The 26714-nt window shown below is 64.6% G+C and carries 23 protein-coding genes and 1 riboswitch; of the genes, 17 read left to right on the top strand and 6 right to left on the bottom strand.

Translation table 11 applies throughout. The annotated features are described in order from the left end of the window. Positions 1-5: 5 nt before the first annotated feature. Complete coding sequence (gene mtnK / locus FJ936_RS11035) at positions 6-1280, top strand: S-methyl-5-thioribose kinase (RefSeq protein ID WP_140788020.1); 1275 nt, start codon at positions 6-8, stop codon at positions 1278-1280. Further along, positions 1277-2371: an S-methyl-5-thioribose-1-phosphate isomerase gene (mtnA, locus tag FJ936_RS11030; RefSeq protein WP_140617387.1), complete on the top strand. Its 1095-nt coding sequence runs from the start codon at positions 1277-1279 to the stop codon at positions 2369-2371. The genes mtnK and mtnA overlap by 4 nt, the downstream gene beginning before the upstream one ends. An 11-nt stretch (positions 2372-2382) precedes the next feature. On the opposite strand, the gene FJ936_RS11025 is transcribed toward mtnA, so the two are convergent. The 4 genes from FJ936_RS11025 to nanR all read right to left on the bottom strand — a co-directional run bounded on the left by FJ936_RS11025 (position 2383) and on the right by nanR (position 6204). Then, on the bottom strand, positions 2383-3210 hold the full coding sequence (locus FJ936_RS11025) for a sugar phosphate isomerase/epimerase (protein ID WP_141906565.1): 828 nt from the start codon (positions 3208-3210) through the stop codon (positions 2383-2385). An 18-nt stretch (positions 3211-3228) separates the two neighbouring features. Then, a complete protein-coding gene (locus tag FJ936_RS11020) occupies positions 3229-4074 on the bottom strand; it encodes a phosphogluconate dehydrogenase C-terminal domain-containing protein (protein WP_140617389.1) in 846 nt (281 codons plus the stop codon). Positions 4075-4120: 46 nt separating this feature from the next. Then, a complete protein-coding gene (locus tag FJ936_RS11015) occupies positions 4121-5386 on the bottom strand; it encodes a ribulose-bisphosphate carboxylase large subunit family protein (protein ID WP_348642578.1) in 1266 nt (421 codons plus the stop codon). Between the two features lie 101 nt (positions 5387-5487). Continuing rightward, on the bottom strand, positions 5488-6204 hold the full coding sequence (gene nanR / locus FJ936_RS11010; RefSeq protein ID WP_140788015.1) for a transcriptional regulator NanR: 717 nt from the start codon (positions 6202-6204) through the stop codon (positions 5488-5490). Between the two features lie 352 nt (positions 6205-6556). Here nanR and FJ936_RS11005 point away from each other — a divergent pair, with 352 nt between their 5' ends. The 10 genes from FJ936_RS11005 (at position 6557) to FJ936_RS10960 (ending at position 19560) form a co-directional block, all read left to right on the top strand. Next, positions 6557-7579 (top strand): ABC transporter substrate-binding protein, encoded by a 1023-nt coding sequence (locus FJ936_RS11005; RefSeq protein WP_140617391.1) that lies wholly within the window; start codon positions 6557-6559, stop codon positions 7577-7579. 72 nt (positions 7580-7651) lie between these two features. Beyond that, positions 7652-10126, top strand: a complete 2475-nt coding sequence (locus FJ936_RS11000; protein WP_141906564.1) for an ATP-binding cassette domain-containing protein — start codon at positions 7652-7654, stop codon at positions 10124-10126. Further along, positions 10123-11130, top strand: coding sequence for an ABC transporter permease (locus tag FJ936_RS10995; RefSeq protein ID WP_140788011.1), 1008 nt, complete (start codon positions 10123-10125; stop codon positions 11128-11130). Before FJ936_RS11000 ends, FJ936_RS10995 begins: the two co-directional genes overlap by 4 nt. Positions 11131-11225: 95 nt before the next feature. Continuing rightward, a complete protein-coding gene (locus FJ936_RS10990) occupies positions 11226-12053 on the top strand; it encodes a phosphogluconate dehydrogenase C-terminal domain-containing protein (RefSeq protein WP_015318942.1) in 828 nt (275 codons plus the stop codon). Between the two features lie 269 nt (positions 12054-12322). Then, on the top strand, positions 12323-13264 hold the full coding sequence (locus tag FJ936_RS10985; protein ID WP_140788009.1) for a D-ribose ABC transporter substrate-binding protein: 942 nt from the start codon (positions 12323-12325) through the stop codon (positions 13262-13264). Positions 13265-13402: 138 nt separating this feature from the next. Next, on the top strand, positions 13403-14065 hold the full coding sequence (locus FJ936_RS10980; RefSeq protein ID WP_015318944.1) for a DUF2291 family protein: 663 nt from the start codon (positions 13403-13405) through the stop codon (positions 14063-14065). After that, positions 14062-15603, top strand: coding sequence for a sugar ABC transporter ATP-binding protein (locus tag FJ936_RS10975; RefSeq protein ID WP_140788007.1), 1542 nt, complete (start codon positions 14062-14064; stop codon positions 15601-15603). Before FJ936_RS10980 ends, FJ936_RS10975 begins: the two co-directional genes overlap by 4 nt. After that, complete coding sequence (locus FJ936_RS10970; RefSeq protein ID WP_140788005.1) at positions 15603-16667, top strand: ABC transporter permease; 1065 nt, start codon at positions 15603-15605, stop codon at positions 16665-16667. The genes FJ936_RS10975 and FJ936_RS10970 overlap by 1 nt, the downstream gene beginning before the upstream one ends. A 2-nt stretch (positions 16668-16669) precedes the next feature. After that, on the top strand, positions 16670-17704 hold the full coding sequence (locus FJ936_RS10965; RefSeq protein ID WP_141906563.1) for a Gfo/Idh/MocA family oxidoreductase: 1035 nt from the start codon (positions 16670-16672) through the stop codon (positions 17702-17704). Then, positions 17701-19560, top strand: a complete 1860-nt coding sequence (locus tag FJ936_RS10960; protein ID WP_140788001.1) for a hypothetical protein — start codon at positions 17701-17703, stop codon at positions 19558-19560. The genes FJ936_RS10965 and FJ936_RS10960 overlap by 4 nt, the downstream gene beginning before the upstream one ends. Here FJ936_RS10960 and FJ936_RS10955 read toward each other — a convergent pair. Then, positions 19536-20249 carry a transcriptional regulator NanR gene (locus tag FJ936_RS10955; RefSeq protein WP_140617398.1) on the bottom strand — a complete coding sequence of 238 codons (714 nt, stop codon included), beginning with the start codon at positions 20247-20249 and terminating at the stop codon, positions 19536-19538. The two genes, FJ936_RS10960 and FJ936_RS10955, sit on opposite strands and share 25 nt — an antisense overlap. Positions 20250-20461: 212 nt before the next feature. On the opposite strand from FJ936_RS10955, the gene oiaX reads away from it, so the two are divergent. Then, complete coding sequence (gene oiaX, locus FJ936_RS10950; RefSeq protein WP_140787999.1) at positions 20462-21712, top strand: 3-oxo-isoapionate-4-phosphate decarboxylase OiaX; 1251 nt, start codon at positions 20462-20464, stop codon at positions 21710-21712. A gap of 2 nt (positions 21713-21714) precedes the next feature. Then, complete coding sequence (locus FJ936_RS10945; RefSeq protein ID WP_141906562.1) at positions 21715-23043, top strand: four-carbon acid sugar kinase family protein; 1329 nt, start codon at positions 21715-21717, stop codon at positions 23041-23043. Positions 23044-23060: 17 nt separating this feature from the next. Here the strand turns inward: FJ936_RS10945 and FJ936_RS10940 are convergent, their stop codons facing one another. Further along, positions 23061-23600: an Lrp/AsnC family transcriptional regulator gene (locus FJ936_RS10940; RefSeq protein WP_015318952.1), complete on the bottom strand. Its 540-nt coding sequence runs from the start codon at positions 23598-23600 to the stop codon at positions 23061-23063. A 48-nt stretch (positions 23601-23648) separates the two neighbouring features. On the opposite strand from FJ936_RS10940, the gene FJ936_RS10935 reads away from it, so the two are divergent. The 3 genes from FJ936_RS10935 to FJ936_RS10925 all read left to right on the top strand — a co-directional run bounded on the left by FJ936_RS10935 (position 23649) and on the right by FJ936_RS10925 (position 26705). After that, a complete protein-coding gene (locus FJ936_RS10935; protein WP_140787995.1) occupies positions 23649-24824 on the top strand; it encodes an MFS transporter in 1176 nt (391 codons plus the stop codon). Between the two features lie 102 nt (positions 24825-24926). Further along, positions 24927-25071, top strand: a riboswitch (FMN riboswitch). Positions 25072-25148: 77 nt separating this feature from the next. Beyond that, a complete protein-coding gene (locus FJ936_RS10930) occupies positions 25149-25622 on the top strand; it encodes a 6,7-dimethyl-8-ribityllumazine synthase (RefSeq protein WP_015318954.1) in 474 nt (157 codons plus the stop codon). A gap of 75 nt (positions 25623-25697) precedes the next feature. After that, positions 25698-26705: a dihydroxyacetone kinase subunit DhaK gene (locus tag FJ936_RS10925; RefSeq protein ID WP_140787993.1), complete on the top strand. Its 1008-nt coding sequence runs from the start codon at positions 25698-25700 to the stop codon at positions 26703-26705. Positions 26706-26714: the final 9 nt, after the last annotated feature.

Below are 26714 nucleotides of genomic sequence, written 5' to 3'. Positions count from 1 at the left end.
CAAGGATGACTGGGAACTTGCCGTTCGAAGCATTGTCGGTGGAGACGCTCGCAACCCGTCTCGGCACGAACGAAGCGCTGTGCGCGAAGATCGGCAAGGATGCGAGCGCCTGGAAAGTTCGCGAGGTTGGCGACGGCAATCTGAACCTGGTGTTCATCGTCGAAGGCGCCAGTGGCGGCGCCATCGCCAAGCAGGCCCTGCCCTATGTCCGCCTCGTCGGCGACAGCTGGCCGCTACCGCTAAAACGTTCCTTCTTCGAATACCACGCACTGACCCGGCAAGAGGCACGTGCGCCGGGCTCGGTGCCGGAGATCTACTACTTCGACGAGGTCCAGGCGCTGATCATCATGGAGTATCTGGCGCCGCCACACATCATTCTCAGGCGCGCCCTGATCGACGGGCGCCAGTTGCCGAACATTGCCAGGGATATCGGCCTGTTCATGGCCCGCACGCTGTTTCGCGGTTCCGACCTGTCGATGGTGACCAAGGACCGCAAGGCGGATTTGGCGCTGTTCGCCGACAATGTCGAGCTTTGCGACATCACCGAGAACCTGGTGTTTTCCGACCCCTATTTCGACGCAAAGATGAACCGCCACACCAGTCCGCAGCTCGATGGGCTGGTGGCGGAACTGCGGGCCGACCGCGACCTCAGGGTGGAGGCACAGCGGCTGAAGCATATGTTCGCCGCCAATGCCGAGACGCTTTTACATGGTGACCTGCATTCCGGCTCGATCATGGTCACCGACCAGGAAACGCGGATAATCGATCCGGAGTTCGCCTTCTACGGCCCGATGGCCTTCGACGTCGGCATGCTGCTCGCCAATTTCTGGATGTCGTTCTTCTCGCAGCGCGGGCATGAGCAGAACGGCAGGCGCGACGCCATGCGTGCCTATCTGCTCGGCGTCACGGCCGAGACCTGGGCCGTGTTCCGCGCCGAGTTCTCGCTGTTATGGCGCACCGAGCGCACCGGCATGCTCTATCAAAAAAGCCTGTTCGAGGATCAGGGCGACCGGCTGGGCGCCGAGCAGGCACTCGATAATGTCCTGCATCTGATCTGGGACGATCTGCTCGGCTTTGCCGGCATCGAGGTGCACCGGCGCATCCTCGGCCTCGCCCACAATGCCGACTTCGAGACCATTGCCGATGAAGATCTGCGCGCCAGTTGTGAGGCGAAGGCACTGAAATTCGGCCGCCACATCGCCGTCAACCGGCGCCAGATCCACAGCATCGACGAGGTCAACAATCTGGCCGCGCTGATCGAACAGGAGAACAGCATTTGAACGTCGGTGACCGCCACTTTCGGACCATCTGGCTGAGCGACGACGGCCGCTCGGTGGAGATCATCGACCAGCGCTGGCTGCCGCATGAGTTCCGTATCGAGAAGCTCGTCACGGTCGCCGGCATCGCCACCGCGATCCGCGACATGTGGGTGCGTGGCGCACCGTTGATCGGGGTCACCGCGGCCTATGGCGTCGCCATGCAGATGACGGATGATGCATCCGACGAAGCGCTCGACACTGTGTGGGAGATACTGCACGATACCAGGCCGACGGCGATCAACCTGCGCTGGGCGCTCGACGAGATGCGCCGTTTCCTGCGGCCGTTGCCGCTTGGTGAACGCGCCGCGGCCGCCTACCGGCGTGCCAATGAGATCGCCGACGAGGATGTCGGGCTCAACCGCGCCATCGGCGAGAACGGTCTCGCCATCATCAAGGATATCGCGGCGCGCAAGCAGCCGGGCGAGACGGTCAATATCCTCACCCACTGCAATGCCGGCTGGCTGGCGACGGTCGACTACGGGACAGCCACTTCACCGATCTACCTCGCTGTCGAAGCCGGCATTCCGGTCCATGTCTATGTCGATGAAACACGCCCACGCAACCAGGGCGCCCAACTCACCGCCTGGGAGATGGCTGGCCACGGCGTGCCGCACACGCTGATCGTCGACAATGCCGGCGGCCATCTGATGCAGCGCGGCGCAATCGACATGGTCATCGTCGGCACCGACCGCACCACCGCCGACGGCGACGTCTGCAACAAGATCGGCACCTATCTGAAGGCGCTCGCCGCCGCGGACAACGACGTGCCGTTCTACGTTGCGCTGCCTTCGCCGACCATCGACTGGACGGTGGGCGACGGACTTGCCGAAATCCCGATCGAGGAACGTTCCGGCGACGAGGTTTCGCTGGTGTGGGGCAAGACCGCGAGCGGCGAGATCGCCCAGGTACGCGTCTCGCCCGAAGCAACGCCTGCGGCAAACCCCGCCTTCGACGTGACGCCGGCGCGGCTGGTCACCGGGCTGATCACCGAGCGCGGCATCGCCAAGGCGTCGCGCGAGGGGCTGAAGGCGATGTTTCCCGAGCGGGGATAGGCGGGCCGCGCTCAGAACTCGGCATTGTCCAGCGCGTTCACAAATTCCAGCGAGCGCCGCAAGGCGCCGCGAATGGTGGCAATGTCGACAGGCGTGTTGCGCCGCTGGGGATCACGGCGCCGCCGGCGTTCCAATCGCAACGGCAGTTCGATGCAGACTGGCAGCGTGGCGGGCAGCACGGCCCAGTAGGATGCATAGTCGACAGAGCCGTCGCCGATGGCGCAGAAGGCCCATCCCTCGCCGGTGCTGACGACATCCTTCAGATGAGCATGTCCAACCGTATCGATGGCATCGGCGATATCTTGCGCCGGCTGCATCGTCTCGCCGCTGTAAGTGAAGATGTTGCCGGCATCGTGGTTCAGGCAGACGTACGGCGATCCGATGTCGCGGACGAAGCTTGCCCCCGATCGCGCGCTGCCGAGCAGATCGCCACTGCCATGTCCGGGGTTTTCGAGCGCCAGAACCATGCCGGCCTCCTCCAGCCTCGGCAGGAGAGCGTCGATCGTCGCGCGGATAGCCGCGCTGTTTCTCGCCGGACCGGCATTGGTGATCAGGAACGAAGCGCCAAGACCGGCGGCAAAGCCGATCCGCCGGGACAATGCTTCGATCGCATCGGGCCCCGACAGGTCGAGATGAGCCGATACGGCGTTGATGCCAAGCCCGGCATTTTGCGCCGTCCGGCACAGCTTCAGTGCCTGCGCCTCGGCAAACAGACCCTCGTCGAAATCGACATAGCCGCTGATAAAGGCCGGCTCGACATGGGCGGCACCCACAGCGGCAATCTCCTCGACGGCCAATTCCATGGAATAGCCGTCGAAGAGAGCGGTCGATACCGACATGATCCGCGAAGGCAGGGCTCAGGCTCCCTTGCCGTAGACGATCAATTCCGAGGCTTCCTTCACCTTGGCCGGCGACAGTGCCTCGCGCCAGTCGTCACGGACCACGACGCCCTTGGCGAAGCGCATCAGGCGCAGTGCGGCGTCGGACGGCACCTTCGGCGAGAAACCGAACCACATGGCGATCTCGACATTCAGATGACCGATCAGGAAGTCGAGCGCGGCTTGCCTTGGAATGCCATATTTGCGCTCGCACTCCTCGACGGCCTCGACCATCGTGTCGACGAAGGGCATGGCGACCATTTCGGACAGGCCGGGCTCCAGGATCGCCAGCTGTTCGACCGTCACCCGGTGGCTGTCGATGATCGGCGACCACATCGCCTTGCACACCTCCTCGCCAAGCGCGTAGTCCTCTTCAGGTCCCTGCATCAGGGCGCAGACGATCGACTGCCTGGCGATGCCGCCATGATAGTCGCGACGCGCGGCCCACTCCGTCTCGTCGCCGAACAGCGGCGGATGGCACGGATGGCCGACGAAATAGGTGAGATCTGGCCTGTCCTTCGGCAGGTCGCCGGCATAGGGTGCGGCCGCATCCAGAACGAGGATCATGGTGCCCTTGGCAAGCATCGGCGAGACCTGCCGCGTCACCTGGCCGATGATGTTGTCCGGCAGAGCCATCACCACGACCTTGGCGCCGGGAATGCCTTCCTCCATGGCGACGGCGGCGATATCGGCTTCTCCCAACCGCTTGCGGCCGGCCTCGCCGATCTCCACGGCGCGGACATCGTAACCTGCTTCGATCAGCTTGCGTGTCACGCGGAAGCCCATCTTCCCTCCGGCTCCAAGCACCGCCACGGATGTCGTCATTTGCTTCTCTCCCATTTCCTCTTGATAGCGCGCCGATGGCGCAGATTCAGCCGAACGCTTGCAGCGCGGCCTCGAGCTCCGGATGCGTGGCGGCGTAGTCGCGCGCGGGAATGCCTGCCGCGGCGGCTTCGAAAGCATCGTGCAGACTTTGAACGCCGGCGGCCGGACCGCCGGGATGCGCCATGATCCCGCCGCCGCAGCAATAGATGAAATCGTTCGTGCCGAGCCTTCCATAGGTCTCGCCCGCCTGCACCGCGGTCTGTCCGGACGAAAACACCGGCATCACCGTATCGGGCCGGTCGGCCCGGCCGAACATCGGAGTGAGGCAGGCGTGGGCGGATGCCATCACCGAATCGTCGGGCTCGCAGAACTTGTTGGACAGCCCGTTGACGTGCATGTGGTCGATGCCGGCCAGGCGCCAGAATTTCTGGTAGGCGAGATAGCTCATGCCGACATCAGGAGAACGGCTGAAGAGACCCCAGCCCGCCCGATGGCCGTGCAGCGCGACGGCGGAATGCCGGCGCATCTTGACGACACCCGACAGGCCGACGGAATTGAGGACAAGCATGGCGCAGGTGCCGCCACGGCGCTCGATCAGGTCGAGCTGGCGGCGCATGGCGTCGATGTCGCCGGAAATGTTGGCCGCGTACATGACCTTGCGCCCGGTCCTGTCGGCGTGCCGGTCGATGACAGCCATGACCGCCTCGAACCGCTGTTCGAACGGCGAATGCGGGGGATCTCCCATCAGTTCGTCGTCCTTGATGAAGTCGAGGCCGGCTGAGATCAGCGTATCGGCCAGGGTCGCGGTCTCCCGCGGCGTAAGGCCGATGCTCGGTTTGACGATGGTGCCGATCAGCGGCCGTCCCGTGACGCCGGTCAGACGACGCGTGCCTTCGACAGCGAAAGCCGGCCCCGGATAGGCATCAGCGAAGACATCGGGAAAGCTGACGTCGAGCAGACGCATGGCCGAGAAATGATGCAGCTCGAACAGATTGCCGAGCACCGTCGACCAGACCGAAGCCAGCACGGTGCCCATGTTCTCGATGTTCCAGGAAAGACCCACTTTGGCCCGGCGCGGCCTGACGGCCGCCGCATCTCCGGGCGCGCGCGAAAACGGCAACGCCTCGCCATCGACCTCGCCAAGATCCTCCATGAATTCGACGCGCGCGCCAAATCTGAGCAGCAGTTCCGGCGTCTCCCCAGGGATCGGACGGAATGTCCCGCTCGATTGCTCACCCGCCATCGCGGCCGCGGCGACCTCCATGGGATAGCGGGTTTCGATCAGGTAGGTGGCGTTAAGACGACCGGTCAATGCAGGCTTCCCGGCTGGAATGAACTTCATAACGGGAGCGATAGCATCAAAAAGACATCATGTCATCACATGAGTTTTCCCGGTCAAAAAATTTGCGACTGTCAGTCCCCGCCGTCGTTTCCCGCCAGTTTCGAATAGAGTTCGTTGGCGCGGCCTATATGGTCCGCCATGGCGGCGCTGGCGCCTTCGGCGTCGCCGCTGGCGATCGCCTTGTAGATGCGTTCGTGTTCCTCGACCGTCAGACGCTCGGCGCCTTTCACGGCCACGAGATCGCGCTTGAAGCGCGACAGCCATTCGAGCATGCCCTTGGCCACGGCCGCGATCATCGAATTGCCGCTCATTTCCGCTATGACGGCGTGGAATTCCATGTCGACGGTTACGAACCGAGCCTGGTCGCCCTTCGCCTCGCGTAGGTGGCGCAAGGTCCCGGCAAGCCGTTCCAGGCTCTTGGCCGTGGCGCGTCGCGTGGCGATCCGAACCAGGCCCGTTTCCAGCAACAGCCTGACTTCCTTGAGTTCTTCGAGGCCGCGCGAATTCGTCGCCAGCATCATGACCATTGCCGCGGAGACCTGATCGACGATCACCTCCGGCGTCGGGTTGATGACGCGCGCCCGTTCGCCGTGCGATATCCGGATGAGCCCCATCTGCTGCAGCGTCAGCATCGCTTCCCGGATCGACGGCCGCCCGACGCCGATCATCGTCATCAGTTCCTTTTCCGACGGCAATTGGGAACCGGGCGGAAATTCGGATGTCGAGATCGCCGCCATCAGCCGATCGAGCACCTCGACATACAACTTCTTCTTCTGGACCGGTTCCATCCGCATCTCTCCTGATCGTTTCCCGGGGGCAATCGATCCCGAGTCGCACCAACAGGCAAGGTCCCCGCTAATAATTGACATTACATATATGATGACCTAGCGTCCAGTGTGGCCAGTCTCGACGCGGCCGTGACGGCAAACATAGTGTCGGCACGGCCCGACTGGCCAGGGATGAGACGGAGAACCCGGCGGGCGCGTTGCTCCCGTCGACTCAGTCAAATGAGGTTCCGAGTGGCTTGCCTATTTGGTATGCTGGTATAACATGTAGCTGGTATGGTGTCCTTCGGAAGAGACACCTTTACGGAGTGACAGACGAGCCGATCAGGTCGGCCGGTTTTTGGGAGGAGAGATCATGAAGTTTTCAATTGTGGCGGCGCTTGCCGGCGCCGCGCTGGCCAGTGCTTCTGTTTTGCCGGCGATCGCATCGTCGGACAAACCGGTGATCGCGCTCGCCAACGCCTATTACGGCAACACCTGGCGCCACCAGATGGTGGAGGCGTTCGAGGCCTCGGCCAAGGAAGCCAAGGCAGGTGGCCAGATCGCCGATTACATCATCATGAACGGTGACGGCTCGGTGGCGCAGCAGAACAGCCAGATCGCCGAGCTGATCCTCAAGAAGGTCGATGTGCTCGCCGTCGACGCCGCCTCGGAGACCGCGGTCAACGGCATCATCGAAAAGGCCTGCAAGGCCGGCATCATCGTCGTTTCCTTCGATTCGGTTGCTTCGGCGCCCTGCAACTACCAGCTCAACTTCGACTTCAAGGGCTACAAGGCGGCCCAGGCCGAAGCCGTCTTCAAGATGATCGGCGGCAAGGGCAACGTCATCCAGGTGCGCGGCGTGAAGGGCTCTGCGCCCGACAACGACATGTTCAACGCGCAGCAGTCGGTGCTGGCGAAATATCCCGACATCAAGGTTGTTGCCACCGTCTACGGCCAGGCGACCGCCTCGGTCGCGCAGGCGGCGATCGCCAACGTCCTGCCCTCGCTGCCACATGTCGACGCCGTGCTCGGCCAGGGCGGCAGCGACGATGTCGGCATCGCCCAGGCCTTCGTCCAGTATGGCGGCGATTATGCCGGCAAGATGCCGATCATCGAAGGCGGCGGCGGCACCGACTTCGTCAAATGGTGGGCCGAAGAGAATGCCAAGAACGGCTACCAGACCGTCTCGATGAACACCACGCCGGGCATTGGCGGCGCCGCGTTCTGGCTCGGCCTTTCGTTGCTCAAGGGCGGCAAGGCACCGAAGCTGATGATCATGCCGGTGGCGACGGTCGATGCCAGCAATCTCAAGGAGTATGCGAAGCTGCCGGGCGGCCAGATCATCAGCCCTACCTATTCGCTCGACTGGGTCAAGCAGAACCTGCTCAGCAAGTAAGGCTGCCATTGCCAGGGACCGGGCGCGCCAAACGGCCGCGCCCGGTCCCTGCCCGTAAGAAACGGAGGACGAATGTCCCATCTCGCCGTAACCGATCCGGAGGGTGCAGCCGCTACGGTGCCCGACACCAGGCCAAACGTCGTCTCGCTGTCGCGGATCACCAAGAGCTTCGGGCCGACGCTGGCGAATGCGCAGATCGACCTCGCCGTCTCGGCCGGCGAAATCATTGGTCTGGTCGGTGGCAACGGCGCCGGCAAATCGACGCTGATGCGTATCCTGTGCGGGGCGACGTCACCGACCCTCGGCTCGATTTCGTTCACCGGCCAGGATGTGGGCTTCGCCGACTACGACACGGCGGAGGCGCAAAGGCGCGGCATCCGCATGGTGCATCAGGAACTGTCGCTGTGCGCCAACCTTTCCGTCGCCGAGAACTTCTTCCTGGAGACGCCAGGCGAAGCGGCCAACCGGCCTGGCTGGCGCGCGCTCTATCGAGCCCGCGCCCGGGCGGCGCTGGACGCCGTCTTTCCCGCCAACGGCATCGATGTGAACTCCGAAGTCGGCCATCTCTCCATCGCCGAGCGGCAGATGGTCGAGATCGCGCGCGCCGCCGCCACGCCGGGTGTCAAGCTGATCGTGCTCGACGAGCCGACCTCCTCGCTCGACCTCGACCGCTCGAGGCAGTTGCGGGCCTTCATCCGCGAACGAGCCAAATCCGGCCTTGCCTTCATCTTCATCAGCCACAAGCTGCAGGAAATCATCGACATCGCCACGCAGGTGATGGTGCTGCGCAACGGGCGCACCGCCTGGCGCGGCGATGTCGCCGGCACTTCGATTGGCCAACTTGTGCAGCTCATGGGCGGCGACGCCAATTCGATCCACCAGCACAGCGCCACTGCCGCCAGCAGCGGCGAGGCGCTGGTCAAACTGTCCGGCTTCCTGACCGCCGGGCTCGGCCGCGACATCGAGATCGGCCGCGGCGAGATCATCGGACTGGCAGGGCTCGAGGGCAGCGGACAGAAGGAGTTGCTGCACGCCATTTTCGAGCCGGATTCCGCCAGAGGGGCCGCGGTGACCCGGAGCGGCGATGCCGGTTTCATTGCCGGCGACCGCCAGAAGGAAGGCGTGTTCCCGCTGTGGAGCGTGCTTGGAAACATCAGCATCGGCAGCCTTGCCCGCCGTCCGGCACTGGGGCTGGTTTCGCAGCGTGCCAACCGCGAGGCGGCGGCCGAAGCGGCCGGCCGGCTGCGGCTCGACGACAAGCGCTTCAGCTCCAACATCCTCGAACTCAGCGGCGGCAACCAGCAGAAGGCGCTGGTTGCGCGCGCGCTCGTCGCCGACGCTCCGATCCTGCTGCTCGACGATCCGACGCGCGGCGTCGATATTGCCACCAAGCAGGACTTCTACAGGCTCTGCAACGAGATAGCGCGCAGCGGGCGCACGCTGGTCTGGCATACGACCGAAGATGCCGAGCTTTTGGCCTGCGACCGCGTGCTGGTGTTTTCGGGCGGGCGCATCGTCAAGGAATTGAGCGGAGCGGCGATCACGGAATCGGCCGTCGTCGGCGCATCCTTCGCCCAGCAGGCGGACACGCGCGCCGGCCCGCGACACAGCACCGCCGGCGCCGGGCTTGCCCGCCGGCTGGTGAACGCGGCTCCCTTCATCGGCCTCGCCGCCGTGCTGGCGGTGATGATCTCGGCCAACCCGGCGGTCGCTTCGATCTTCGGGCTCGACCTGCTCCTGATGCCGGCGCTGTCGCTGGTGCTGGTGACGGCGGCGCAGATGTTCATCGTCGGCGGCAGCGAGATCGATCTCGGCGTCGGCGCCTTTGCCGGCCTGGTCAGCGTGCTCTCCGCCACGCTGCTCTACGATCAGCCATGGCTCGGCGCGCTGGCGCTGGCGGCGGCGGTCGCCGCCTATGCCGGGCTTGGCGGCCTGATCCAGGCACGCAAGATCCCAGCCATCGTCGTCACGCTTGGCGCCTCTTTCATCTGGATGGGACTGGGCTACGCGCTGCAGCCGACGCCGGGCGGCGCCAGCCCCGAATGGCTGTCGGCGATGTTCAGCTGGTCACTGGGTTTCCCGCCCACCTCCATCATCTTAATCGCCGCGGTCGCGCTGGTGGTGCTGGTGATCGACCGGCTGCCGCTCGGCGTGGTGCTGCGCGGCTTCGGCAACAATCCGACCGCCATGATCCGCTCCGGCTGGTCGCCGACGCGCTATGCGCTGGTGCGCTACCTCGTCGCCGGACTGTTCGCGGCTGCCGCCGGCCTGTCACTGACCGCGATCAACACGGCAAGCGATATCAATTCCGGCAATTCGTTCACGCTGCTCAGCGTCGCCGCCGTGGTGATGGGCGGCTGCTCGCTGCTGGGCGGCGTCATCTCGCCGGTCGGCGCCGTCGCCGGGGCGGTCACGCTGGCCTTGATCGGCGCCTTGCTCGGCACGCTGAACGTGAGCAGCGACTTCAACGCGGCAACGCAAGGGCTGATCCTCATCGCCCTGCTGACGCTGCGCAGCCTGACCGCCGACCGCAGGAGCGAACAATGAACGGTCTCGCCGCCTTCAGCCTCTGGGCGCAGAAGAACCGCTGGGTCTGGTCGGCGATCGGCGTGCTCGTTCTTTGGCTGGTGCTGTCCATCGTCACCAACCGGTTCAGCCTCTCCAGCCTGTCGGGCATCATTCTATCGGCGTCGTTCCTGACCGTTGTCGGCATCGGCCAGATGTTCGTCGTCACCACCGGGCGCGGCAATATCGACCTTTCGGTGGCGTCGGTAATCACGCTCAGCGCCTTCGTGGCGCTGCTCACCATCAAGGGCCAGGATGCCAACCTCGCCATCGGCGTGGGTGCGGCGATCCTGCTCGGCCTTGCGGTCGGCGGCTTGAACTCGCTGCTCGTCGTCGGGCTGAACATACCAGCCATCATCGCCACGCTGGCGACGGGTTATGTGCTGGCGACGGCAACGCTGCTGTCGAACCGCGCCATATCGAGTTTCGCCGTCAGCCCGCTCTTGAAGACGCTGGCGACGGGCCGCGTCTCCGGCGTGCCGATCATGGCCGTCATCGCCATTGTCGGCGTGGCCGCGACCGCGTTCGTGCTGCGCTACACGGTGTTCGGACAGTTGCTGTCGGCGGTCGGCCAGAATCGCACCGCCGCGCGACTGGCGGCGATCCGCAACAACCGGATCATCGCGTCGGCGTTCATCATCTCGGCGGTGCTGGCTTCGCTCAACGGGCTGCTGCTCGGCGCTTATATAGGCGGCGCCTTCCTCGAAATGGGCCAGCCCTATCTTCTGCAGTCGATCGCCGCGGTGGTTCTTGGCGGAACGCTGATCTTCGGCGGCTCGGCCAGCGCCGTCGGCACGCTGTTCGCCAGCATCCTTTTGATCCTCGTCGTCACCACCATGCAGATCGTCGGCCTGCCGCCAGGTGCGCAGGACATCGTGCAAGGCATCGTCGTCATCTTCGTTCTGGCGCTGGCCGGCCGCCAGGTGCTGTCGAGACGAGCCGCCGTCGACCGCGCAGGCGACGACGGCACGCTGAAATCCGAGTGATGATTTCTCTTGCCAAGCTGTGGTAGAGTGATCATACCAGTAGATAAGGTGACGATCGGCAATGCCGGCGTCCGCGACCAAGGAGCAAGGGCTAGATGACGACGATTGCGCTGTTCGGTGCCGGTGGCAAAATGGGCTACCGCCTTTCGACCAATTTCCGCGGTTCGCCCTATACAATCCGCCATGTCGAGGTCAGCGAGGCCGGGCGCGAGCGGCTGAAGACCGGACTGGGCTTCGACACGGTCAGCGCCGACGAGGCGCTGGAAGGCGCCGACGTGGTGATCCTGGCCGTGCCGGACACCCATATCGGCAAGGTCGCGGCCGGCATCGAGAGCAAGCTTGCGCCGGGCACGATGGTCATCGTGCTCGATGCCGCCGCACCGTTTGCCGGCCATCTGCCTAATCGTCCCGACCTGACCTACTTCGTCACCCATCCCTGTCATCCGCCGATCTTCAACGACGAGACCGACATGGCGGCCAAGAAGGATTATTTCGGCGGCGTCAAGGCCAAGCAGCACATGGTCAGCGCACTGATGCAGGGACCGGAGGCCGACTACGCCAAGGGGGAGGCTATCGCCAAGATCATCTGGGCGCCGGTAATGCGCTCGCACCGCGTTTCCGTCGAACAGATGGCGCTGCTCGAGCCGGGACTTTCGGAAACGGTGTGCGCCTCGCTGCTGGTCGTCATGAAGGAAGCGGTCGACGAGGTGGTGGCGCGCGGCGTCGACCAGCAGGCGGCACTCGACTTCCTGCTTGGCCACATGAACGTGCTCGGCGCCGTCATCTTCGGCGAAACCAAGGGGGTGTTCTCGGATGCCTGCAACAAGGCGATCGAGTTTGGCAAGCCGGTGCTGATGCGCGACGACTGGAAGCGCGTCTTCGAGCCCGAAGAGATCGCGGCCAGCATCCAGCGGATCACTTGAGCGTCTTAGGTACAGATCTGCCTTAGGTACAGATCACCTGAATTTGTGGTTGACTCATCATACCAGTTAGCTAAGCTAATGTTCGCTCGGATCACGCTTCGCCGGGAGTTCGATGCTGAGACGGGTGGAGGATGGGGGAATAGGAACTTGCCTTGGCGGAGCTGGTGGCTTGAGCCCGGGCGTTCCGCAACCTTCACACGCTGACGAATTCAAACACAGACAAGTGGCTCGAACGATCGAGACACAGGCTTTTCAAACGGGAGGACTTCATGAAACTGACACGCAGAATGACGCTTGCCGCCTTCGCCGGCGTGCTGGCGCTCGGCACGGCGATGCCCGCCTACGCGGCGGACCTGATCGCCATCATCACCCCATCGCACGACAATCCGTTCTTCAAGGCGGAAGCCGTCGGCGCCGAGGCCAAGGCCAAGGAACTCGGCTACGAGGCGCTGGTGCTGGTGCATGACGACGACGCCAACAAGCAGTCCGAGCTGATCGATACCGCGATCGGCCGCGGCGCCAAGGCGATCATCCTCGACAATGCCGGCGCCGACGCGACCGTCGCCGCCGTGCAGAAGGCCAAGGACGCAGGCATTCCCTCCTTCCTGATCGATCGCGAGATCAACGCCACAGGCGTTGCCGTGGCGCAGATCGTCTCCAACAACTACCAGGGCGCCCAGCTCGGCGCGCAGGAGTTCGTCAAGCTGATGGGCGAAAAGGGTAATTTCGTCGAGCTGGTCGGCAAGGAATCCGACACCAATGCCGGCATCCGCTCCAAGGGCTACCATGACGTCATCGACGATTATCCGGACCTGAAAATGGTCGCGCAGCAATCGGCCAACTGGAGCCAGACCGAGGCCTACTCCAAGATGGAATCGATCCTGCAGGCCAACCCCGACATCAAGGGCGTCATCTCCGGCAACGACACGATGGCGATGGGCGCCTATGCGGCGCTCGCGGCGGCGAGCCGCAAGGATGTCATCGTCGTCGGCTTCGACGGTTCGAACGACGTGCGCGATTCCATCACCTCGGGCGGCATCAAGGCGACGGTGCTGCAGCCGGCCTACGCCCAGGCGCAGATGGCGGTCGAACAGGCCAACGACTTCATCAAGAACAAGAAGTCGCCCGAGAAGGAAAAGCAGCTGATGGACTGCGTGCTCATCAATGGCGACAATGCCGCCAAGCTGGAAACCTTCGCGCTGAAGAACTGAGCCGGCACGATATAATTGCGAGGGGCGGACACGCGTTCGCCCCTCAGTGCTTTATTTTGATGCAATTCCGGACGGGAAACCGTTTCACAGTTTTCCTGGAATTGCTCTAATTTCACGTTCCGGGTGCTTTTGACCGCCATGCCGAAGACATTGACCTGGCTAACCCCTTTTAGTTGGCTGACGCTTGTCGCGCTCGCGGGCCTTGGCCTCGGCGGTTGCAAAATCCTGCCGACGCCGGTGGCGCAGAGTGAAAACAGCGCGTCTGCCTTTAACCCGGACAAGATGGTCGAGGACATCTGGGCCCCGAAGGTCATCCCCTACCTCAGGCAGAAGGCTGGGCCGTTCGCCGAGGTCCATGCCTTGGCGAAAACCGATCCGGCGGCGGCCGGCGCCAAATACGGCAATCCAAGGAAGCAGGCGAATTCGCCATGGACCTTCGCGGTCCGCGTCGAGGGCAAGATCGTCGCCGCCAACACGCAGTCGCGCGCGGCAACGATGGATGTCGACGTGGACGGCGACGACAAGGCCGATGCGCGCGTCCAGATCGGGCCGGCGATACGCGGCACTGCACTTAGAGACAGCCTCGATTTCGTCCAGTTCAACGACTTCACCAATCAGATCGACTTCGCCCAGTTCGGCAAGGCCTTCAACGCCTATGCCGGTAAGACCGTGCTGTCCAAACTGCCTCGCGAGGCGCTTGAGGGCCGCACCGCCAAGGTGATCGGCGCCTATACGATCGAAGGCGGCCAGGACCTGCCGCTGGTGACCCCGGCGGAGGCCGAGATCGGGCCGAAGCCATGAGCCCCGCTCACGAGGTTATCCTCAAGCTGGAGGACGTCTCGAAGGTTTATGCCGGCACGGTCGCGGTCAAGCAGGCGAACTTCGAGGTGCACAAGGGGGCCGTCAACGTGCTGGTCGGCGAAAACGGCGCCGGCAAGTCGACGCTGATGAAGATCATCGCCGGCGTCGAGCAGCCGACCCTCGGCCGTATCCTGCTCGAAGGCGAAGAGGTTTCCTTCTCCTCGTCGGGAGACGCGGTCGCGCGCGGCATCGGCATGGTGTTCCAGGAGCTGAACCTGTTCGGCAATATGACCGTGGCCGAGAACATCTTCGCCACACGCGAGATCACCAACCGGCTGGGCAAGATCGATCGCAAGACACAGGAAAAGCGGGCGGGCGAATTCCTCGACCGGCTCGAGGCCGGCATCCGGCCAGACATGCTGGTCGAGGACTTGCGCATCGGCCAGCAGCAGCTGGTCGAGATCGCCAAAGCGGTATCGCTCGACGCCAAGATCCTGATCATGGACGAGCCGACCTCGGCGCTGAGTGCCACGGAAGTCGAAATCCTGTTCAAGGTGATCGCCGACCTCAAGGCGCGCGGCGTCGCTATCGTCTACATCTCGCACCGGCTGGAAGAACTGATCCGCATCGGCGATACGGTCACCGTGCTGCGCGACGGGCGCATCACCGGCCAGGAGGAAATGAAGAACGTCGACACGCAGTGGATCGTGCGGCAGATGATCGGCTCGGACGCCAAGGATTTCGCCAAGGCCGACGGCCACCAGCCAGGCGAGGAAATCTTCCGCGCCGAGGAGATCTGCCTGCCGCGCGTCACCGGCGGACTGGCGGTCGACCATGTCTCGCTGTCGCTGCGCGCCGGCGAAATCCTCGGCATATACGGGCTGATGGGCGCCGGGCGCAGCGAATTGTTCGACTGCATCATGGGCCGCCACGGCCATGCCAGCGGCAAGATCTTCATCGCCGGCAGGCAAGTGAAGGAGCGCGACACGACGCGCCGCATGCAGCGCGGGCTTGCCCTGATCCCCGAGGACCGCCAGCGCGAAGGTTTGGTGTCGATCCTCTCGGTGGCCAGCAACCTGACGCTGGCGAGCCTGTCGCGCTTCGTGCGCCTGTTCCATATCCGAGGCGGCGCCGAGCGGCAGGCCGTGATGCAGATGGTGCGGGAACTCGCAATCAAGGTCGCCGACCCGGCGCAGGAAGTCTCGTCGCTGTCGGGCGGCAACCAGCAGAAGGTGGTGATCGGCAAGGCGCTGCTCACCGGACCGAAAGTGCTTCTGATGGACGAGCCCAGCCGTGGCATCGATGTCGGCGCCAAGGCCGATGTCTTCCGCACCATGCGCAAGCTTTCGCGCGACGGGCTGGGCATCCTGTTCGCCACCTCCGACCTCGACGAAGTGATGGCGCTGTCCGACCGCATCGCGGTGATGAGCAATGGCAGATTGACCGGCATGTTCGACCGCACCGAAGCGACGGAGGCGGCGATCGTCGCCGCGTCGGCGCTGGGCCACGGACCGGCCGCACATGGGGAGCAACGCTGATGACTGACATTCCGGCCAAGGCGACCGCTCCTTCCGCTACCAGCGGCTCGGCGCTGCTGACGCTGATGAAGCTCAGGACCTTTATCGCGCTGATCGCGGTCCTGGTGTTCTTCTCGATCGCCGCGCCGAACTTCCTGTCTGCGGCGAACCTGATCCTGATGGCCAAGCACGTGGCGCTCAACGCCTTCCTAGCCATGGGCATGACCTTCGTCATCATCACCGGCGGCATTGATCTTTCGGTCGGCTCGATCGTCGGCCTGTGCGGCATGGTGGCCGGCTATCTCGTGCTCAACGGCATCGACCTGCAGATCGGCTACACCATCTATTTCAACGTCGTCGAGATCGCCCTGATCACGCTTCTGGTCGGCATAGCGATCGGCGCCGTCAACGGGCTGCTGATCACCAGGCTCAACGTCGCACCCTTCATCGCCACGCTCGGCGTGCTCTATGTCGCGCGCGGTTTCGCGCTGCTGTCCTCCGACGGCCGCACCTTCCCCAACCTGGTCGGCAAGCCGGAACTCGGCACCACCGGCTTCGGCTTCCTCGGCGCCGGCCGGCTGCTCGGCCTGCCGGTGTCGATCTGGATTCTGATCGTGGTGGCGCTGGGGGCTGCCTATCTCGCGCGCTACACCCCGCTCGGCCGGCACATCTTCGCCGTCGGCGGCAATGAGCGGGCGGCGCGGATCTCGGGCGTGCGCGTCAACATGGTCAAGATGTTCGTCTACATGTTCTCCGGCTTCTGCGCCGCGATCGTCGGCCTGATCATCTCCTCGGAGCTGATGGCCTCGCATCCGGCGACGGGCGAGAGCTTCGAATTGAACGCCATCGCCGCGGCGGTGCTCGGCGGCACCTCGATGTCGGGCGGGCGCGGCACGATCGGCGGCACCATAGTCGGCGCCTTCGTCATCGGCATCCTGTCGGACGGGTTGGTGATGATGGGCGTAAGTTCGTTCTGGCAGATGGTGATCAAGGGGCTGGTCATCATCGTCGCCGTCGTCGTCGACCAGGCGCAGCGCCGGCTGCAGCAGCGCGTCACCCTGATGCAGATGGCCAAGGCGGGTTGAGCATGGCGAGCTTAAGTGGAGCGCTGATCGGCTGCGGCTTCTTCGCCGTCAACCAGATGCATGCCTGGCACGACATAGAGGGCGCTTCGATCGTCGCTATCTGCGACCGCGATCCCGAGCGGCTCAAGATAGTCGGCGACCAGTTCGGCGTGACGCGGCGCTACACCGACGCGGCGGAACTTTTCACCGCCGAGACGCTCGACTTCGTCGACATTGCCACCACGGTCGGCAGCCATCGGCCGCTGGTCGAGATGGCGGCCGCGCACGGCGTTCCCGTGATCTGCCAGAAACCATTCGCGCCAACGCTTGGCGATGCCAAGGCGATGGTGAAGGCTTGCGCGGATGCCGGCGTACCGCTGATGGTGCATGAGAATTTTCGCTGGCAATCGCCGATCCAGGCGGTGCGCGCGGTGCTCGACAGCGGCGAGATCGGCACGCCCTTCTTCGGACGCATCTCCTTCCGCTCCGGCTATGACGTGTTTTCCGGCCAGCCCTATCTCGCGACGGGCAAGCGCTTCATCATCGAGGACCTCGGCATCCACATCCTCGATATCGCCCGCTTCCTGCTCGGCGATGTGTCGAGCCTGACCGCGCGGACCAAACGCATCAACCCGGCCATCGCCGGCGAGGATGTCGCCACGATCCTCATGGACCACGCTGGCGGCGCCACCTCGGTGGTCGATTGCAGTTATGCGACCAAGCTTGCCGCGGAGCCGTTCCCGGAGACGCTCATCGAACTCGATGGCAGCGACGGCACGATCCGGCTGGCGCAAGGCTACCGGCTGACCGTCACCGGCAAGAGCGGAACCAGGGTGAGCGACGTCTCGCCGCCGCTGCTGCCCTGGGCCTCGCGACCGTGGCACAACATCCAGGAAAGCGTTGCCGCCATCCAGCGGCACTGGGTCGACTGCCTTGCATCAGGCCAGGAACCGGCGACTTCAGGCGCGGACAATCTTAGGACATTCGCCCTGGTCGAGGCTGCCTATGCGGGTGCCGCCAGCCGAGAACCGGTGCAGATCGACGCGCTGCTCAGATGACGGCGGACGCTTTCCAGCTCTACGGCACGCGCGCGGCCGAGCCCAAGCCGGTCACGCTGCGTGCGGGCGCATTGAGCGCGGAACTGGTCAACGGCAATTTGCGCACCATCCGCCACGGCGGCACCGAAGTGCTGCGCGCCATCGCCTATATCGTGCGCGACCGCGACTGGGGCACCTATGAGCCCGACCTGACGGACCTGACCATCGACCAGAAGGACGACCGTTTCTCCGTCGGCTACGCGGCAAGCTGCCTCAGTCCGGACGGCAGCCGGCTCGGCTTCCACGCGACGATCGAAGGGTCCGCCGACGGCAGGCTGGTCTTCGATGTGACCGCGGTCCCCGAGAGCGATTTCGAAACCAACCGCTGCGGCTTCTGCATCCTGCACCCGATCGCCGGCCTCGCCGGCAGCCCGATGACCGTCGAGCACACCGACGGCAGCGTGGTCGAGACGGAACTCCCCGATCTGATCGACCCCTGGCAGCCGTTCAAGGATTTGCGCGCCATCACGCATCAGGTGCGGCCCGGCGTTGTCGCGCAATGCCGGATGGAAGGCGACGCATTCGAGATGGAGGACCAGCGCAACTGGTCCGACGCCTCCTACAAGACCTATGTGCGGCCGCTGGCGCTGCCATGGCCGTATGTGCTGCCAGCCGGCGAACCGATGCGCCAGACGATCAGCCTGCGCATCACCGGCGATGCCAATGTGCCTGCCTCGGCGGCGCCGGCCGAACCGGTCCGCGTCGAGCTCGGGCAAGCCGGCGCGAAGCTGCCCGATATCGGCATCGTGGTCTATCCCGAGGAGATCGAGGCGGCACTTGCCGACCTGCCGTTGCTGCGAGGGCTCGGTCCCCGGCAACTGCTTTTCCACTTCGACCCGACGCGTGGTCACGGCCGCGAGGCGCTGCGCGCCCATGCCCGGCTGGCGGCCGCCTATCCTGTTTCGACGACGCTGGAGTGCGTGGTCGCTTGTGCCGGCGATCTGGACGCCGAACTTTCCGAGATCGCCGACATGGTGTGCCGGGCAGGCCTGCGGCTCGACGCCATCGCGGTATCGCCTGCAGTCGACCGCCAGTCGACGCCGCCGGGCAGTGCGTGGCCGGCATGCCCACCGCTCGAGGACGTCTACGCGGCCGCCCGCCGGGCCTTTCCCGGCCTCCGCCTCGGCGGCGGCATGTTCAGCTATTTCACCGAACTCAACCGCAAGCGTGTTCCAGCCGGCCAGCTCGATTTCATCACCCACTGCACCAATCCGATCGTGCACGCCGCCGACGATCTCAGCGTGATGCAATCGCTGGAGGCGCTGCCCTTCATCACCCGGTCCACGCGGGCGATCTTCGGGACAAAGCCGTACCGGATCGGACCATCGACGATCGCCATGCGCCAGAACCCTTATGGTGGTGCGACCAAGGACAATCCTCAGGGACAGCGCATCGCCATGGCGAACCGCGACCCCCGCCACGCCGCGCAGTTCGCCGCCGCATGGACGATCGGCTATGCCGCGCGCGTCGCACCGGCGGGACTGGAGATGCTGACACTGTCCAGTTTCGCCGGACCGTTCGGCGTGGTCGCGGGATCGGGCGAACCCGTCGCAGAGGGATCGCCGCGGCCGATTTTCCAGGCCGTCAAAGGGCTTTGTGAGTTGGCCGGGCTGACGCATGTTTCCGCCATGACGAGCGACGAGACGCGGGTCCTGGCGCTGGCCGGCCGCTCCGCGTCGGGCGAGACCATCGTCTGGCTGGCGAACCTGACACCGAACGACATGCGGGTCGACGCTTCCGCGCTTGGCCGGGGCGATCTCGTGATGTCTCCCTATGCGATTACCAGGATCGGTTACTTCTCGGAATTCATCACATAGAGCGCACGCGAGCGCTCGAGGTGCTTGATCATCGCCTTCTCGGCGCCGTCGGCATCCCCGTGCTCGATGCGGTCGATGATCTCTTCGTGCTCGGTCAGCGTGTATTTTTCCTTGCCGGTCCAGATCAGCATTTCGGTGTGGTATTCCTTCAGCCAGCCCAGTGTGGCTTCGCTGACGGCGACATAGATCGGATTGCCTGAAATGGACGCGATCTGGGTATGGAATTTCATGTCGGCGGAGATGAAGGCTTCGGAATCGCCGCGCGCGGCGCGCTGCTCGGCCACGGTCGCCTTCAGCAGTTGCACATCCTCTGATTTGGCCCTTTCCGCAGCTTCCCTGACCATGCCGCGCTCGAAGAAGATGCGCGCGGTCTTCAGGTGCTCCAGCGTGTCCCGGGACGAGGACAGGATGATCTTGGCCGCACCGTCGACCTGCTTGATGATCGACTTGGCGGTGAGTTGCAGCACCTTGGCGCGCTCGCCATGCGAGATGGCGACCAACCCCATATTGCTCAGCGCCTGCATGGCCTCGCGGATCGCCGGCCGGCCGACCTCGAAGCGCTCCATCAACTCGCGCTCGGACGGCATGTCGTCGCCCGGCTGCAGTTCGCCGCTGGTGATCAGCCGCTTCAGTCTTGCAAAGACTTCGTCGGAAAGTTTGCGCCGGACGATCGGCTCCGAACGGTTCATCGTGACGAATCACTCCCTGGCCCGGTTCCTGTTTAGCATTCCCGGCAGGATTACCGGAATGCCCGCGCCTGGAGCGGGTTCGCTCCAGCTTTGCCGCAGCCCACCGCTCTTGTCGAGGCGCGGATATTTCTTGCAATACTTATGTACTCATTATACCAGATTTCCTGCGCGACGAAACTTTTTTCGAACCCTTTTCGAGCGGCCGACCGACCATGATCACGCTTACCTATCGCATCGAAACCCCTGGCAGCATCGAGGCGCTGGCCGCCAAGATCGCCAGCGACCAGTCGACCGGCACCTTCGTCGCGCTGCCGGGCGAGACCGAGGAGCTGAAGGCGCGCGTGGCGGCGCGCGTGCTGGCGATCCGGCACCTGCCGGATGCCACGCAACCCTCTCTCCCGGGATCCGGCCGCGGGCCCTTCCGGCGCGCCGATGTCGACATCGCCTTCCCCTTCGACGCTATCGGCACCGACCTGTCGGCACTGATGACCATTGCCATTGGTGGCACCTATTCGATCAGGGGCCTGTCCGGCATCCGCGTCATCGACATGAAGCTGCCGGAACAATACCGGGGTGCCCATCCGGGTCCACAGTTCGGCGTTGCGGGCAGCCGCGGGCTGACCGGTGTCGAGGGCCGCCCGATCATCGGTACCATCGTCAAGCCGGCGCTTGGTCTCAGGCCGCACGAGACGGCCGCGATGGTGAGCGAACTGATCGAGGCCGGCGTCGATTTCATCAAGGACGACGAGAAGCTGATGAGCCCTGCCTATTCGCCGCTGGCGGAGCGGGTGAAGGCGATCATGCCAGGGATTCTCGACCATGAGCAGAAGACCGGCAAGAAGGTGATGTATGCCTTCGGCATCTCGCATGCCGATCCCGACGAGATGATGCGCAACCACGATCTTGTGCTCCAAGCCGGCGGCAATTGCGCGGTCGTCAACATCAACTCGATCGGCTTCGGTGGCATGGCTTTTCTGCGGAAGCGTTCCGGCTTGGTGCTGCATGCCCATCGCAATGGCTGGGACATTCTCACACGCCACCCCGGCCTCGGCATGGACTTCAAGGTCTGGCAGCAATTCTGGCGGCTGCTCGGCGTCGACCAGTTCCAGATCAACGGCATCGGCTCGAAATATTGGGAGCCGGACGATTCCTTCATCCGCTCCTTCGAGGCAGTGACGACGCCGCTGTTTTCATCAGACGATTGCGCGCTGCCCGTGGCCTGCTCGGGCCAATGGGGCGGCCAGGCACCCGAAACCTATGAGCGCACCGGCCGCACGGTCGACCTCCTCTACCTCTGCGGCGGCGGCATCGTCAGCCATCCGGACGGACCCGGTGCCGGCGTGCGGGCCGTGCTGCAAGCCTGGCAGGCGGCGGTCGAGGGCATTGCGCTGGCGGACTATGCCCGCGATCACATCGAACTGGCCCGATCGATCGAAAAGTTCGGCGACGGCAAGGCAGCATGAGCATGGCCGCGCAAAACCTGCTCCTCAGTTATTATGGCGACGACCTTACCGGTTCGACGGACGTCATGGAGGCGCTTGAGCTCGGCGGCGTTCCGACGGTGCTGTTCATGAACCAGCCCGATCCGTCCTTGCTGGCGCGATTTTCGCATTGCCGCGCGGTTGGATTGGCGGGCACCAGCCGAAGCGAAACGCCGCAATGGATGGAGGAAAACCTGACGCCGGCCTTCGAATGGCTGAAAGGCCTCGGGGCGGCGATCTGCCACTACAAGATCTGCTCTACCTTCGATTCCAGCCCGGCGGTCGGCAGCATTGGCCGCGCCACCGAAATCGGCAGGCGTATTTTCGGCCGAGCGAGCGTGCCGATGGTGGTCGGGGCGCCGCAGCTCAAGCGCTACACCGCCTTCGGCAATCTCTTCGCGGCATTCCGCGGCGCGTATTTCCGCATCGACCGGCATCCGGTGATGAGCAGGCATCCGGTGACGCCGATGGACGAGGCCGACCTGCTCATCCACCTTTCGCGCCAGACCAGCCTAAGTTCCGGTCTGGTCGACCTGGCGGCGCTGCAGGCGGACGATCTTTCGCAAACGGTCGATCAGATCCTGCGAGACAAGGACATCGTCCTGTTCGACGTCGATAGCCTCCGGACTCAGCAGCGGGTCGGCGAACTGCTTTGGCGCATCCATGAAAAGGGCCATGGTTTTGTCGTCGGATCCTCCGGCGCCGAATATGCCTTGCTTGCCGAGTGGGCCGCCAAAGGCATCGTGTCGGGGCATGCGGCATTCGCGTCGCCCGGTCCGGTGGATCGGCTCGCCGTGGTGTCGGGCAGCGTCTCGCCCACCACGGAAAAGCAAATCCGCCACGCACTCGCCCACGGGTTCGAGGGTATTGAGATGGATGCGATGCGGCTGGTCCGCGAGGGCGCCGGCGAAGCGATCGAGCAGGCGGTCGCGGCCGGGCTGGCGAGCCTTGCCAAGGGCCGCAGCGTCATCCTCTACACCGCGCTTGGTCCACAGGCCGATCGCGGCGCCGAGATCGACCGGATCGAGGGCGCCCGGAACACGCTCGGGCGGGCGCTGGGGACCATCCTGCGCCGTCTGATCGCCGAGCAGAAACTCAAGCGCGCGGTGATCGCTGGTGGCGATACGTCCAGCCACGCGCTCGGACAATTGGCCATCGACGCGCTGACTGTGCGCATGCCGTTGCCGCAATCGCCGGGATCTCCGCTCTGCGTCGCCCATGGCGGCGGTGAGATCGATGGCCTCGAAATAGCGCTGAAAGGCGGCCAGGTCGGCACCGACGCCTATTTCGAGACGATCCGGCTGGGAAGCTAAGCGACGAGCCAGGTCGTTCAATACAACGGCTTGCCCATGTGCTTCGGCGTCGGCCACTGCGCCGTGATGCCGGGTTGCACCGGCCGTTCGAGATAGGTCGCCAGAACCACGTAGCTGCGCGTCGAGGTGACGCCTGGTGTCTCGTAGAGACGCAACAGCAGGCCTTCGAGCGCCTTGGTGTCCTCGGTGCGCACCTTGAGTAGTACGCATGTATCGCCGGCGACGGTGTGGATCTCCTCGACCTCGGGATATTCCGAGATCGCCATCAGTTCCGGGGTCTTGCCCCAGCCGCTGGTGTCTATGTGAACGAAGGTGAGCAGCGGCTTTCGCACCGCGTTGGGATCGATGATGGCGGCCGTGTTGCGAATGGCGCCGCTGCGCCGAAGCCGCTTGACGCGCTCGTGCGCTGCCGGCGGCGACAGGCCGACGCGATCGCCGAGCTCGGCATAGCTGACGGTCGCGTCTTCGACGAGAACGCCTAATATTTTTCGGTCGGTCGCGTCGACATCCCGGGCCGCCGGCCTGTTCCGCGGAATGCCATCTGTTTCTTCATCCATAGCGGTATTCCCGATTGTCACGGAATTTAATACGGCCATTATGATGATATGTCGAACAACGATCAAGCTACAGCCTTGGGCGCGGACACCAGGCCGCCCATCCCGGCCCTCGCCTATCTCTTGACCGGGTGCATCGCCGTGATCGGCTCGAATTCCCTTGTGCTAGGTCCGATCGCTCCGGCAGTGGCCGTGTCGTTCTCGACCAGCGTCCCCATGGTGATGATGGCGGCGGCCGCGTTCGGCCTCGGCACATCCGCGAGCGCCCTGTTCCTGGCACGCCATATCGACCGGCTCGGCGCGCGGCGGATGCTGCAGGCGGCCTTGCTGCTACTGGCATTGGCCTTGGTCGGCAGCGCGGTCGCGCCAACGGTGAGCGCGCTGGTTGCCGCGCAGCTTGTCGCTGGGATCGCCGCTGGCGTCGCCATGCCGGCAATCTATGCCAGTGCCGCGGCCATCGCCCCGCCTGGGCGGGAAAGCGGCACGATCGGCGTGGTGCTGACCGGGTGGACGCTCAGCATGGTGGCCGGCGTTTCGCTGTCGGCGGTGCTTGCCGATCTCGTGCACTGGCGCGCCGTCTTTGTCGCCGTGGCCGTGCTGGCGGCGCTGGCGCTTGGCGGCCTCAGCGCATCGTCGCTCCCGGATGTCCGGAAGGCCGGACCGGCGCCCGCCCCGCTGGCGGCGTTGAACATCCCCGGCATTGTGCCCCTCCTGGTTGCTTGCGGCGCTTTCATGACCGCCTTCTACGGTGTCTATGGCTATCTTGGCGACCACCTCCACAGCGGGCTGGGGCAGCCGGTCAGCGCCAACGGGCTGGCCGCCCTCGCCTATGGCGCGGGATTTGGCACCGCGGCGCTCTTCGACGGCATCATCGATCGCCTGGGCGCCCGGCGTGTCATGCCTTTCGCCTATCTTCTCGTGGCCATCGTCTACGTGGCGATCGCCGCGACCAGCGGCAGCTATGGCTTGACGCTCGCCATGGTGGCTGCCTGGGGGCTTGCCAACCATTTCGGGCTGAACGTGCTGGTGATGCGCCTGTCGGCGCTCGATCCGTCGCGGCGGGGCACGATCATGGGGCTGAACAGCGCGGTGACCTACCTCGCGGTGTTCGTCGGCACCACCGGCTTCGGGCCGCTCTATTCCGGCTTCGGCTTCGCCACATGCGCGGCAGTTGCGGCCTTGCTGATGCTGATTGCCGCTGGCGCGGCGGCATGGCGCACACGCTAGAACTTTCCTCCCGTCGCATTGCTCCAGTCGGCACAACGTGATTGGCCAGCGGCCTGTCGCGTAGTTGACAGCGGCCCCACCATCCTTCCATACAAAGCGCGTTAATGTTCTCAGGGCGGGGTGAAAGTCCCCACCGGCGGTAACGGCTTCGGCCGAAGCCCGCGAGCGCTTTCCGGTATCGGAGAGGTCAGCAGATCCGGTGTGATTCCGGAGCCGACGGTTAGAGTCCGGATGAAAGAGAACGAAACGGAAGACGGACCGCCCCGGCGGGCCGCATTTCGTATCGTGCGTCCTGATTCTGGTTCGAAACGGAAGGATGGACCCATGAATCAGCATTCCCACAAAGACTATGAAACAATCCGCATCGCCGTCATCAGGGCGCGCTGGCATGCCGACATCGTCGACCAGTGCGTGCAAGCCTTTGGGGCGGAACTGGCCGAGATTGGCGGCGGACGCTTTGCCGTCGACATCTTCGACGTGCCCGGCGCCTACGAAATTCCGCTCCATGCCAAGACGCTTGCCGGGACCGGCCGCTACGCCGCGATCCTCGGCACGGCATTCGTCGTCAATGGCGGCATCTACCGACACGACTTCGTCGCCAATGCCGTTATCGACGGCATGATGAACGTGCAGTTGTCGACCGGCGTGCCCGTGCTTTCGGCGGTGCTCACGCCCCACAATTTCCACGACAGCGCCGAGCATCATCGCTTCTTCTTCGAGCATTTCACGGTCAAGGGGAAGGAAGCGGCAAACGCCTGTGTGCAGATACTCGCCGCGCGGGAAAAGATCGCGGCCTGAAGCGGCGCTGCCGGGGTGGAAATCCCGGTAACGGGCTGTAGTATCCCGGAAAATACTGAGTTCGGGAGGATGCCGGTGCAGACCAAGAAGATCATCAATGACGGCAACCGTGCCGTCGACGAAATGCTCGAAGGGATCCTGGCCGCGCATCCTCGCCATCTCGGGAGCGTGGACGGCAGTCCGCGCTCGATCATCGCCCGCGATGGACCGAGGCCCGGCAAGGTCGGGCTGGTGATCGGCGGCGGCTCCGGCCACGAGCCGACCTTTCTCGGCTTTGTCGGCAAGGGGCTGGCGGACGCGGCGGCTGTCGGCAACGTCTTTGCCTCGCCGCCGCCCGATCCGATCGTCGAATGCACCAAGGCGATCAGCGGCGGCGCCGGCGTGCTGTTCATGTACGGCAACTATGCCGGCGACGTGATGAATTTCGACATGGCGGCCGAGATGGCCGCCATGGACGACATCGAGGTGCGCACGGTGCTGACCACCGACGACGTCGCCTCGGCGCCGCGTGACCAGCGGCGGAAGCGCCGTGGTGTCGCGGGTAATTTCTTCATCTTCAAGGCGGCCGGTGCCGCCTGCGACCTGATGCTCTCCCTCGACGAATGCGAGCGCGTCGCGCGCAAGGCCAACGACCGCACCTTCACGATGGGCGTGGCACTGTCGCCCTGCTCGCTGCCGCAGACCCGGCGGCCGAATTTCGAGATCGGCACGGACGAGATGGAAATCGGGATGGGCATCCATGGCGAACCCGGCATCGCCCGCGGCAAGCTCGGGACCGCCGACGAAATCACCGACGCGATGCTAGACAAGATTTTCGCCGAGATGGCGCCGAAGCGCGGCGACAAGGTCGCGGTGCTGGTCAATTCGCTGGGTTCGACGCCGCTGATGGAGCTCTACATCATGAACCGCCGGGTCAAGCAGAGGCTCGACGCCATCGGCGTTTCGGTCCACGCGACCTGGGTCGGCAATTACTGCACGTCGCTGGAAATGGCGGGCGCCTCGGTGACGCTGTTCCATCTCGATGGCGAGCTGCAGACCATGCTCGACCATCCGTGCGACTGCGCCATGTTCCGCGCCGGCTGAGGAGTGATC

Source organism: Mesorhizobium sp. B2-4-13 (assembly GCF_006658535.1).
Lineage (GTDB): Bacteria > Pseudomonadota > Alphaproteobacteria > Rhizobiales > Rhizobiaceae > Mesorhizobium > Mesorhizobium australicum.
This window is presented reverse-complemented; position numbering and strand designations above follow the sequence as displayed.

Bases quoted from the DNA above. Each gene is read 5' to 3' on its own strand.
- FJ936_RS10985 (WP_140788009.1), top strand. From the start codon at position 12,323: ATGAAACTGACACGCAGAATGACGCTTGCCGCCTTCGCCGGCGTGCTG.
- FJ936_RS10980 (WP_015318944.1), top strand. From the start codon at position 13,403: ATGCCGAAGACATTGACCTGGCTAACCCCTTTTAGTTGGCTGACGCTT.
- FJ936_RS10965 (WP_141906563.1), top strand. From the start codon at position 16,670: ATGGCGAGCTTAAGTGGAGCGCTGATCGGCTGCGGCTTCTTCGCCGTC.
- FJ936_RS10995 (WP_140788011.1), top strand. From the start codon at position 10,123: ATGAACGGTCTCGCCGCCTTCAGCCTCTGGGCGCAGAAGAACCGCTGG.
- FJ936_RS11000 (WP_141906564.1), top strand. From the start codon at position 7,652: ATGTCCCATCTCGCCGTAACCGATCCGGAGGGTGCAGCCGCTACGGTG.
- FJ936_RS11025 (WP_141906565.1), bottom strand. From the start codon at position 3,210: ATGTCGGTATCGACCGCTCTCTTCGACGGCTATTCCATGGAATTGGCC.
- FJ936_RS10940 (WP_015318952.1), bottom strand. From the start codon at position 23,600: ATGGATGAAGAAACAGATGGCATTCCGCGGAACAGGCCGGCGGCCCGG.
- oiaX (WP_140787999.1), top strand. From the start codon at position 20,462: ATGATCACGCTTACCTATCGCATCGAAACCCCTGGCAGCATCGAGGCG.
- FJ936_RS11020 (WP_140617389.1), bottom strand. From the start codon at position 4,074: ATGACGACATCCGTGGCGGTGCTTGGAGCCGGAGGGAAGATGGGCTTC.
- mtnK (WP_140788020.1), top strand. From the start codon at position 6: ATGACTGGGAACTTGCCGTTCGAAGCATTGTCGGTGGAGACGCTCGCA.
- FJ936_RS11005 (WP_140617391.1), top strand. From the start codon at position 6,557: ATGAAGTTTTCAATTGTGGCGGCGCTTGCCGGCGCCGCGCTGGCCAGT.
- nanR (WP_140788015.1), bottom strand. From the start codon at position 6,204: ATGGAACCGGTCCAGAAGAAGAAGTTGTATGTCGAGGTGCTCGATCGG.
- FJ936_RS10990 (WP_015318942.1), top strand. From the start codon at position 11,226: ATGACGACGATTGCGCTGTTCGGTGCCGGTGGCAAAATGGGCTACCGC.
- FJ936_RS10930 (WP_015318954.1), top strand. From the start codon at position 25,149: ATGAATCAGCATTCCCACAAAGACTATGAAACAATCCGCATCGCCGTC.
- FJ936_RS10970 (WP_140788005.1), top strand. From the start codon at position 15,603: ATGACTGACATTCCGGCCAAGGCGACCGCTCCTTCCGCTACCAGCGGC.
- FJ936_RS10955 (WP_140617398.1), bottom strand. From the start codon at position 20,249: ATGAACCGTTCGGAGCCGATCGTCCGGCGCAAACTTTCCGACGAAGTC.
- FJ936_RS10935 (WP_140787995.1), top strand. From the start codon at position 23,649: ATGTCGAACAACGATCAAGCTACAGCCTTGGGCGCGGACACCAGGCCG.
- FJ936_RS10975 (WP_140788007.1), top strand. From the start codon at position 14,062: ATGAGCCCCGCTCACGAGGTTATCCTCAAGCTGGAGGACGTCTCGAAG.
- FJ936_RS10960 (WP_140788001.1), top strand. From the start codon at position 17,701: ATGACGGCGGACGCTTTCCAGCTCTACGGCACGCGCGCGGCCGAGCCC.
- FJ936_RS10945 (WP_141906562.1), top strand. From the start codon at position 21,715: ATGGCCGCGCAAAACCTGCTCCTCAGTTATTATGGCGACGACCTTACC.